The organism is Lysinibacillus sp. NPDC096212, from assembly GCF_044763105.1.
Lineage (GTDB): Bacteria > Bacillota > Bacilli > Bacillales_A > Planococcaceae > Lysinibacillus.
On sequence record NZ_JBIWFQ010000028.1, the window covers coordinates 72,794 to 80,762 of the forward strand.

General features: G+C 37.2%; 6 protein-coding genes. 5 read left to right on the forward strand and 1 reads right to left on the reverse strand.

Annotated features, from left to right (window positions below):
• Positions 1 to 396 precede the first annotated feature (396 nt).
• The 3 genes from ACIQ7T_RS22165 (at position 397) to rnz (ending at position 3,761) form a co-directional block, all read left to right on the forward strand.
• Positions 397 to 1,896, forward strand: coding sequence for a cobyric acid synthase (locus tag ACIQ7T_RS22165; protein ID WP_402873565.1), 1,500 nt, complete (start codon positions 397 to 399; stop codon positions 1,894 to 1,896).
• Positions 1,893 to 2,729 (forward strand): class I SAM-dependent methyltransferase, encoded by an 837-nt coding sequence (locus ACIQ7T_RS22170; protein ID WP_402873568.1) that lies wholly within the window; start codon positions 1,893 to 1,895, stop codon positions 2,727 to 2,729. Before ACIQ7T_RS22165 ends, ACIQ7T_RS22170 begins: the two co-directional genes overlap by 4 nt.
• 99 nt (positions 2,730 to 2,828) lie before the next feature.
• Entirely contained in the window at positions 2,829 to 3,761 is a 933-nt protein-coding gene (gene rnz, locus ACIQ7T_RS22175; protein WP_402873571.1) for a ribonuclease Z, read from the forward strand.
• Between the two features lie 203 nt (positions 3,762 to 3,964).
• Here rnz and ACIQ7T_RS22180 read toward each other — a convergent pair whose 3' ends face one another.
• Entirely contained in the window at positions 3,965 to 4,507 is a 543-nt protein-coding gene (locus ACIQ7T_RS22180; protein ID WP_402873593.1) for a TetR/AcrR family transcriptional regulator, read from the reverse strand.
• Positions 4,508 to 4,676: 169 nt separating this feature from the next.
• On the opposite strand from ACIQ7T_RS22180, the gene ACIQ7T_RS22185 reads away from it, so the two are divergent.
• Both ACIQ7T_RS22185 and ACIQ7T_RS22190 read left to right on the forward strand, forming a co-directional pair.
• Positions 4,677 to 6,110 carry a DHA2 family efflux MFS transporter permease subunit gene (locus ACIQ7T_RS22185; RefSeq protein ID WP_402873596.1) on the forward strand — a complete coding sequence of 478 codons (1,434 nt, stop codon included), beginning with the start codon at positions 4,677 to 4,679 and terminating at the stop codon, positions 6,108 to 6,110.
• Between the two features lie 465 nt (positions 6,111 to 6,575).
• Positions 6,576 to 7,832 carry a glycoside hydrolase family 5 protein gene (locus ACIQ7T_RS22190; protein WP_402873606.1) on the forward strand — a complete coding sequence of 419 codons (1,257 nt, stop codon included), beginning with the start codon at positions 6,576 to 6,578 and terminating at the stop codon, positions 7,830 to 7,832.
• Positions 7,833 to 7,969: the final 137 nt, after the last annotated feature.

Below are 7,969 nucleotides of genomic sequence, written 5' to 3' on the forward strand. Positions count from 1 at the left end.
CTTTGGAGGGGATACACGCGGAGCAAGCTGAACCCCATGTATCAAGTTGAACTTCGCACGTTTGTGAGAATACTCGCGCTTTGAGGGGAAATACTCGCGGAATGAAGCAGAATACTCGCGCTCTGAGGGGAAATACTCGCGGAACGAAGCAGAATACTCGCGCTTTGGGGAGGAATACTCGCGGAACGAAGCAGAATACCCCCGCTTTGGAGGGAATGCCCGCGGAAAGGGGTAGAATCCCGGGAAGCAAGCTGAACCCCGTGTATCAAGTTGAACTTCGCACGTTTGTGAGAATACTCGCGCTCTGAGGGGAAATACTCGCGGATCGCAACAGAATACCCGCGAAAGCAAGAAGAACACCCGAACTTCAACTATAAAAAAAGGAGGGAAAAGACTATGCCAGCAAAATCTATCATGATTCAAGGGACGGCTTCTGATGTAGGGAAAAGTATGATTTGTACTGCGCTGTGCCGTATTTTCTCTGATGATGGGCTAAAGGTAGTACCGTTTAAATCACAAAATATGGCCCTTAACTCGTTTGTAACTCAAGATGGCGGTGAAATTGGCCGTGCACAGGGTGTACAAGCAGAGGCAGCACGTGTTGTCGCAACTACGGATATGAATCCTATATTGCTAAAACCAAAGCAGGATATGGTATCGGAAGTGATTGTTCATGGCAGACATTTTTTAAATATGGACGCCAAAAGCTATCGCAATCAATTCGTACAAGAAGCGATGCCGATCGTTGAAAAGTCAGTACGAACTTTACAAAATACATATGATGTCATTGTTCTTGAAGGTGCGGGAAGTCCGGCAGAAATCAATTTGAAAGACCGTGACATAGCAAATATGCGCATGGCTCATCTAGCAGATGCAGCGGTTGTGCTAGTTGCTGATATCGATCGAGGCGGAGTATTTGCATCGATTGTTGGAACACTCGCATTACTTGACGATGCAGAACGTGCACGTGTAAAAGGGCTGATTATTAATAAGTTTAGAGGGATGCGTGAATTACTCGATGATGGCGTTGAATGGGTTGAGCGTGAAACGGGGATTCCTGTCCTTGGAGTTGTACCATATATAGATGTCAATATTGAGGCTGAAGATTCGTTAGCACTATCTTCGTTGCGTTTTAAAAAACCAAAGCAAGGGGAGTTTGCAGTGGATGTGGCAATGATTCGCCTGCCGCGCATTTCAAACTTTACGGATGTTGATCCATTTTTTGATGAGCCAGAGGTTGGTGTGCGTTTAATTGGCAATGTCAATGAGCTTGGCACGCCCGACTTACTTATACTACCTGGAACAAAAAGTACAATAGATGATTTAGCGTGGTTAAAGGCACAAGGCTTCGATCATGCGATAGAAAATTTACGCGCACGAGGGACAAAAATTATTGGCATTTGCGGTGGCTTCCAAATGCTTGGCGAAACGTTACTAGACCCAGATGCAGTAGAAGGTAATGGTGATTCAGCGCAAGGTCTAGGTTTATTGCCAATGGAAACTGTTTTTGTTGGCGATAAAAAAACAGTTCAAATGACAGGAACAAGAGGACAGGATACGTTTACTGGCTATGAAATTCATCTAGGACGTACAAAAATTTTACGTGATGAAGTTTCACCATTTTTACAGCTTGCAGATGGACGAGTAGATGGGGCAGTAAGTGCTGATGAACAAGTGATTGGAACATATTTCCATGGTTTATTCCATAATCGTACCTTTACACGACAGCTTGTCAACGACATTCGCGTGAAAAAGGGGCTCGCTGCTTTACCAAGCGATGTGAAAAGTGACGCGGAACGTAGAGAGGACGCTTACAATATGCTGGCAAAGCATGTGCGTGCTAATCTCGATATGAAAAAAGTATATGAAATCATGAATATTGAGGTACCTGTATGACAAGAAAAGGACCGTTAGCTATTAATTATGAGGCGTTATGGCAGGAAGGTATGAAGGACTGGCATGGCCAAATGCCTGAAAGAATGGTCAATGATCAACTAGAGGAGCAGTTTTGGGCACAGTCAATCGCACGTAAAAAGGCTGGACAAACAGATCCTTATGCTGCAAAAATTTTTCAAGAAATTAAAAAAAGTATTCAACCTGAGGACTTGGTATTGGAAATTGGTCCAGGCTGGGGTAATTATACATTTCCACTAGCTGATCATGTGCGCAAGCTAACGTGTGTAGATAGCTCAGAAAGTATTCTTAGCTATTTAGAAAATTGCATGGAAGACAAGCAACATGTTTCTTATATTCATGCAAAATGGGAAAGCCTTACTGAAGATGAAGTAGGAGCGCACGATATAGTTATTGGTGTCAATTGCTTTTATCGTATGTATGAAATCAAATCAGCACTTTACCATATGAATCGTCTAGCTAAAAAGCGTGCAATTATTGGCATGACAACAGGGCCGATTCAACCCCACTATGAAATATTATACGAAAAGTATGGCTACGATATTAAATTTCCACGAAGAGATTATATAGAATTTTTAAATTTGCTCTATGAAATGGACATTTATGCAGAGTGCAAAATCATTCCTTTAGAACGAGTGTATGAATATGAAAGCTATGAGCAACTTGTCACAACACAAAGTAAAAAAATATTAAATAATACTTTTAATAGAGAGCATGTTGAGGAATCGCTCTTGCCGTTTATTGAGGAAAAGAACGGGCGTTATTATTATCGTCATGATTTCCATGCGGCAATCGTATCATGGGAGCCGAAATAATTATGAAACCTTTGGACAAAACTAGTGACCAAAGGTTTTTTTTATTGGAAGCAATAGGGTACAATAAAGCGATATAGAAATAGAAGTGAGGTGGCATATGTGCAACTACATTTTTTAGGAACAGGCGCAGGAATGCCTTCAAAGGAACGAAATACAAGTGCTCTAATGGTAAAGCTATTAGATGAAGTGGGGGAAATGTGGCTTTTTGATTGTGGGGAGGCGACCCAACATCAAATTTTGCATACATCGTTAAAGCCACGTAAAGTAACAAAAATATTTATTACACATTTACACGGTGATCATATTTTTGGATTACCTGGCTTTTTAAGCTCTCGTTCATTTCAAGGCGGGGACGAACCATTAACAATATTTGGCCCACAAGGTTTACAGCAATGGATTGAGCAAACCTTAGCCTTGTCAAAGACGCATTTAACATATCCATTACAATTTGTTGAAGTTCATGAAGGTATTATTTATGAAGATGAACATTTTACAGTAAGTGCGAGTGAATTGGGACATGTAGTTCCATGCTATGGATACCGTATTGAGCAAAAGGATTTGCCTGGCGAGCTGTTAATGGAAAAAGCACAGGCTCTTGGTGTTCCGAAAGGTCCTTTGCTAGGACAATTAAAATCAGGGAAAGATATTGAGCTAGCTGATGGCACCGTTGTATATGCGAAAGATGTTGTCGCCCCATCTAAAAAAGGCTTTACGCTCACTATCTTAGGGGATACTAAATATTGTCCAGAGGCTGTTTCATTAGCTTATGGAGCAGATATCGTTATTCATGAAGCGACCTTTGATGATACTACGACAGATTTAGCAGCGAACTATGGACACTCTACAAATGTCGAAGCGGCAAAGGTGGCACAACAGGCAGGAGCAAACTATTTACTGCTGAACCATTTAAGTGCCCGCTTTTTACCACATGATTTACCGAAATTTTTAGCAGATGCACAGGAGGTTTTCCCACAAACCTTCCTGACATCCGATCAATCCATATTCTCTTGGAATAACAATAAATTAACTTAATCAAAAACATAAGTACCCTTTAGATGACGTTTCTTTCATTTAAAGGGTACTTTTATCTTTACTTCAGCGATTGTATTCTGTGCGAAAGCGCAGCGACAGCAACAAAATGTTTTTTCTGTGCGAAAGCGCAGCGACAGCAACAAAATGCTTTCATAACGAAATACACCCACATTTTGAGGTTAGCAATTTATTTGTACGAATAATTATCGATATAGCTCAATAATTTGAGTGGCTATATATTCGGAGCTAAAGTGAACCCCGTTTCTGAGCCACCACATGATGATGCCAAGTATTGAAGATGCAAGAATATCCATTGATAGAGTTGTGTTAGTACTATTAGCACCTTCACTTTTATGTTGTATGACAATCAAGTCCTTTAGTGTCATATGCATTTTTTTATTGAAACCAGGGTGCTCAAATAGAACAGCTAAAATTTTTCGGTGCTTATAAAAGTAATCTAAAAACGTAATTAATTGTTCTTGATTATTTAAATTATCAATTTGTAAAGTTGGGGATATTTCCGACAACAAGTCGTCGAAAATATCATAAACTACCTGCTTTAATAAATCGTTAATATCTAAAAAATGTAAATAAAAAGTTGCTCGATTTAGTTCTGCACGTTGGGCTATTTTTTGTACTGTAAGTTTCGAAATATCTGGGTTTTCAATCAAGATTTCTACAACAGCTTCTTTGAATACCCGTTTAGAGCGAATAGATCGGGGGTCTTGCTTTTTTTGTGTAGTCAATTTAATTCTCCTTTATCTATTAAATACAAATTTAATTAATAGTATTTTAAATTTTGTTGTTTAATTGACACTTCTTGAAAAATTGTAAATAGGAATCAAAAAATAAAAATGTTATTATCTATTTTATTGACATTGTGTTAATAAAACAAGTGGAAAGAGGAATAAATTAATGCCGGAATCAATAAATAAAAAGGTACTATTAACAGTACTAATTTTAGGGTGTTTTTTATCTACACTAAACCAAACATTGTTAAACGTTGCATTAAGTAATTTAATGGACGTATTTTCCGTTTCTGCTACAACCGTTCAGTGGTTGTCTACTGGTTTTATGTTAGTAAACGGGGTGCTAGTCCCTATAACAGCATACTTAATGAAACGTTTTTCAACACGACAATTATTTATAAGTTCAATGCTGTTTTTATTATTAGGCTCTATTTTTTGTGCAATAGCTCCGAACTTCACCACTTTACTAATAGGTCGTATGATTCAAGCAATTGGAGCAGGAATTATTATGCCATTGCTAATGAGCATCGTGATGTTTATTTTTCCTCCTGAAAAAAGAGGCAGTATGATGGGGTTAATTGGGCTAGCTATGATTTTCGCTCCAGCCATTGCACCAACATTAGCAGGTTTCGTTATAGATTATTATTCATGGCGTTGGTTATTTATCGGAATAATTCCATTTGTCGTGATCATTATATTTATGGCAATGAAATATTTAATTAATGTTTCAGAAACAGCAAAAACGAAGTTAGATGTAATCAGTGTTATTTTATCGACAATTGGCTTTGGTCTTATTTTGTATGGTTTTAGTAATGCAGGAAGCCATGGTTGGGATGATAAAGTTGTAATCGCTTCTATACTTGTAGGGATAATGATTACAGCAATATTCTGTCTACGACAAATTAAATCTGCTGATCCACTTCTTAACTTATCCGTTTTTAACAATAAATTATTTACGCTAACGTCCATCATCAATATTATTGTCACAATGATGATGTATGCGGACATGATTTTATTACCAATGTATTTACAAAACGGAAGAGGATTTACGGCTTTAGACGCTGGTTTATTATTATTACCGGGTGCACTTGTAAATGCCTTTATGTCTCCAGTGACAGGAAAAATGTATGACCGCTTTGGGGCAAAGCCGTTATTTATTATCGGTTTGATTTTTGTCATTCCTTCAATGTGGGTTGTAACGGATTTATCAGACACAACAACTTATAGCTTTATAATGATACGTACTATTTTTCTACGTATAGGGTTGAGTTTTATTACAATGCCATTGAACACAGCTGGTTTAAATGCCTTACCTAAGACACTTGTCACACATGGTACAGCAGTAAATAATACATTACGCCAAATTGCAGGTGCCATTGGATCTGCTGTCGTTATTACAATTTTTACAGCACAAACGACAAACCATGCGAAAACATTGCTAGCAGAAACACCAAATGCTACGGCTGAAGGTATTCGCACACTTGCTTCAACCTTAGGTTCAAGTGATGCCTATTATTTCATGACAATCTTAGCGATCATTGCATTTGTATTAACTCTATTTGTTCCATCTAAAAATAAGTTTAAACAACAAGCAGAATGATTTTATATACTATAATTACGAGCAGTAGTTAACGTTTTCTACGTTAGCTACTGTTCTTTTTTTATGGTTAAATGCTTTATATATGGGTGTGGTTTTATAGTTCTTATAGTTATTAATGAAACTGAGGAAGAAGATGGAGGTATAAGAGTTTGGATCTACTATTTAAAATATCTTTCCAATATAGGGAGAGCAGAAAACACCATTAAATCTTATGCAAATTATCTAAGACTATATTTTGAGTTTTAGAAGTTGAAAAAATCGATTATCAATAAATTAATCTACATACATTCTCTACCCTAATTCCTCATTAAATACTTTTCAAAGATCCTTAATTTGATTTCAGATAAACATATACACATCCGCATATTTTGTCACATTCACGTAACACAGGTTCAGTAGTATATATCGCGAGGTGATATTATGAGAGAAATAAATCAAAGGAAATGGCTGAAAAATAAATTCAAAATGGTAGCCTCCCTTGGTTGTGCTTTAACAGTAGCACTTGCTGCTGGCTGTAGTTCTTTAGAGCAAGAGAAGAAACAGGAAATACAAGAAGTAAAGGAGATAAAGAAAGATTTTTGGGATGGGCAAAGAAAAGGAACAAATTTTATGAATTCTACTTCTTTACCGAAAAATTATGAAGAAGCGAATAAATTCGATATTGAATTTATCCGTTTAGCACCTGATAAATGGGCAAAAGATAGAGACTTCTTATTTAATGACGGGAAAGACTCTAATCCTAGTAAAGATTTCTTAATCGGTAATGCAGATCAATATGAGGGAATTGTTGAAGAAGATTTTATAAAGTTAAAAGAGGATTTGGATGCAGCATATGCAAGAGGGTCAAAAGTTGTACTAACCGTTCTAAGTCTTCCAGGAAATCGTTGGAGGCAGTTTAATAATTATGAAAATGACGACCGTATTTGGCAAGACTTTAAATATCATGAGCAAGCAGCGCTTTTTTGGAAAGATCTTGCCTTCCGTTTGAAAGATCATCCTGCAGTGGTTGGATATAACGTAATTAATGAGCCACACCCTGAAACAGCTACGGGATTTAATGATTTTTGGACAGAAGATTATGACAAATGGTACAACAAATTAGAAAATACTCCCGCAGATTTAAACCTGCTTTATGAAACAATTGTAGATTCTATACGAACTGTAGATTCTGACACACCAATTATTTTAGATTCAGGTTTATTTGCCACTCCATGGGCAATTAAATATTTAAAACCAATAGATGACGATAATGTGTTATATGCATTCCATATGTATGAGCCTTATGAAATGACAAGCCAAAATCGAAAAAAAGGATTCACATACACTTATCCTGGCAAGGTGAAGGTTGGTGAAAATCAAGCAGAAAAAATGTTCGATAAAGCTGCATTGAAAGATTTTTTAAAACCAGTTGTACAATGGACAGAGCAACACAATATACCAAACAACCGAATTATTGCTGAAGAGTTTGGAATTAACCGAATGGTTGGCGGAGCCGATCAATATGTAAAGGATTTAATTGATATTTTCGATGATTATGGCTGGCACTGGGCATTTTATGCATTTCGTGAAGATACGTGGGAAGGTATGGATTTTGAATTAGGAAGTCAACCAGTCAAGTGGGCATATTGGAAAGCTAAAGAAGATGGCGAACTACCAGATAGAAAAGATATAGAAGTGGATAATTCGATTTGGGATGCATTGAAAAAAGGACTGAACAAATGACCTTGTTCGATACACTTAGTTCAAAATAAAATAATAGTATCCGAGGCTGGGACAAAACCCATCTCTAAACTAAAAAGCCGGCGAAATTTTACGATCAGTAAAATTTCACCGGCTTTCAATTTTTTTCATAAAAAATA

Excerpts from the sequence above, each read along its gene's own strand:
- ACIQ7T_RS22165 (WP_402873565.1), top strand. The coding sequence starts at position 397 with ATGCCAGCAAAATCTATCATGATTCAAGGGACGGCTTCTGATGTAGGG.
- ACIQ7T_RS22170 (WP_402873568.1), top strand. The coding sequence starts at position 1,893 with ATGACAAGAAAAGGACCGTTAGCTATTAATTATGAGGCGTTATGGCAG.
- ACIQ7T_RS22185 (WP_402873596.1), top strand. The coding sequence starts at position 4,677 with ATGCCGGAATCAATAAATAAAAAGGTACTATTAACAGTACTAATTTTA.
- ACIQ7T_RS22190 (WP_402873606.1), top strand. The coding sequence starts at position 6,576 with ATGGTAGCCTCCCTTGGTTGTGCTTTAACAGTAGCACTTGCTGCTGGC.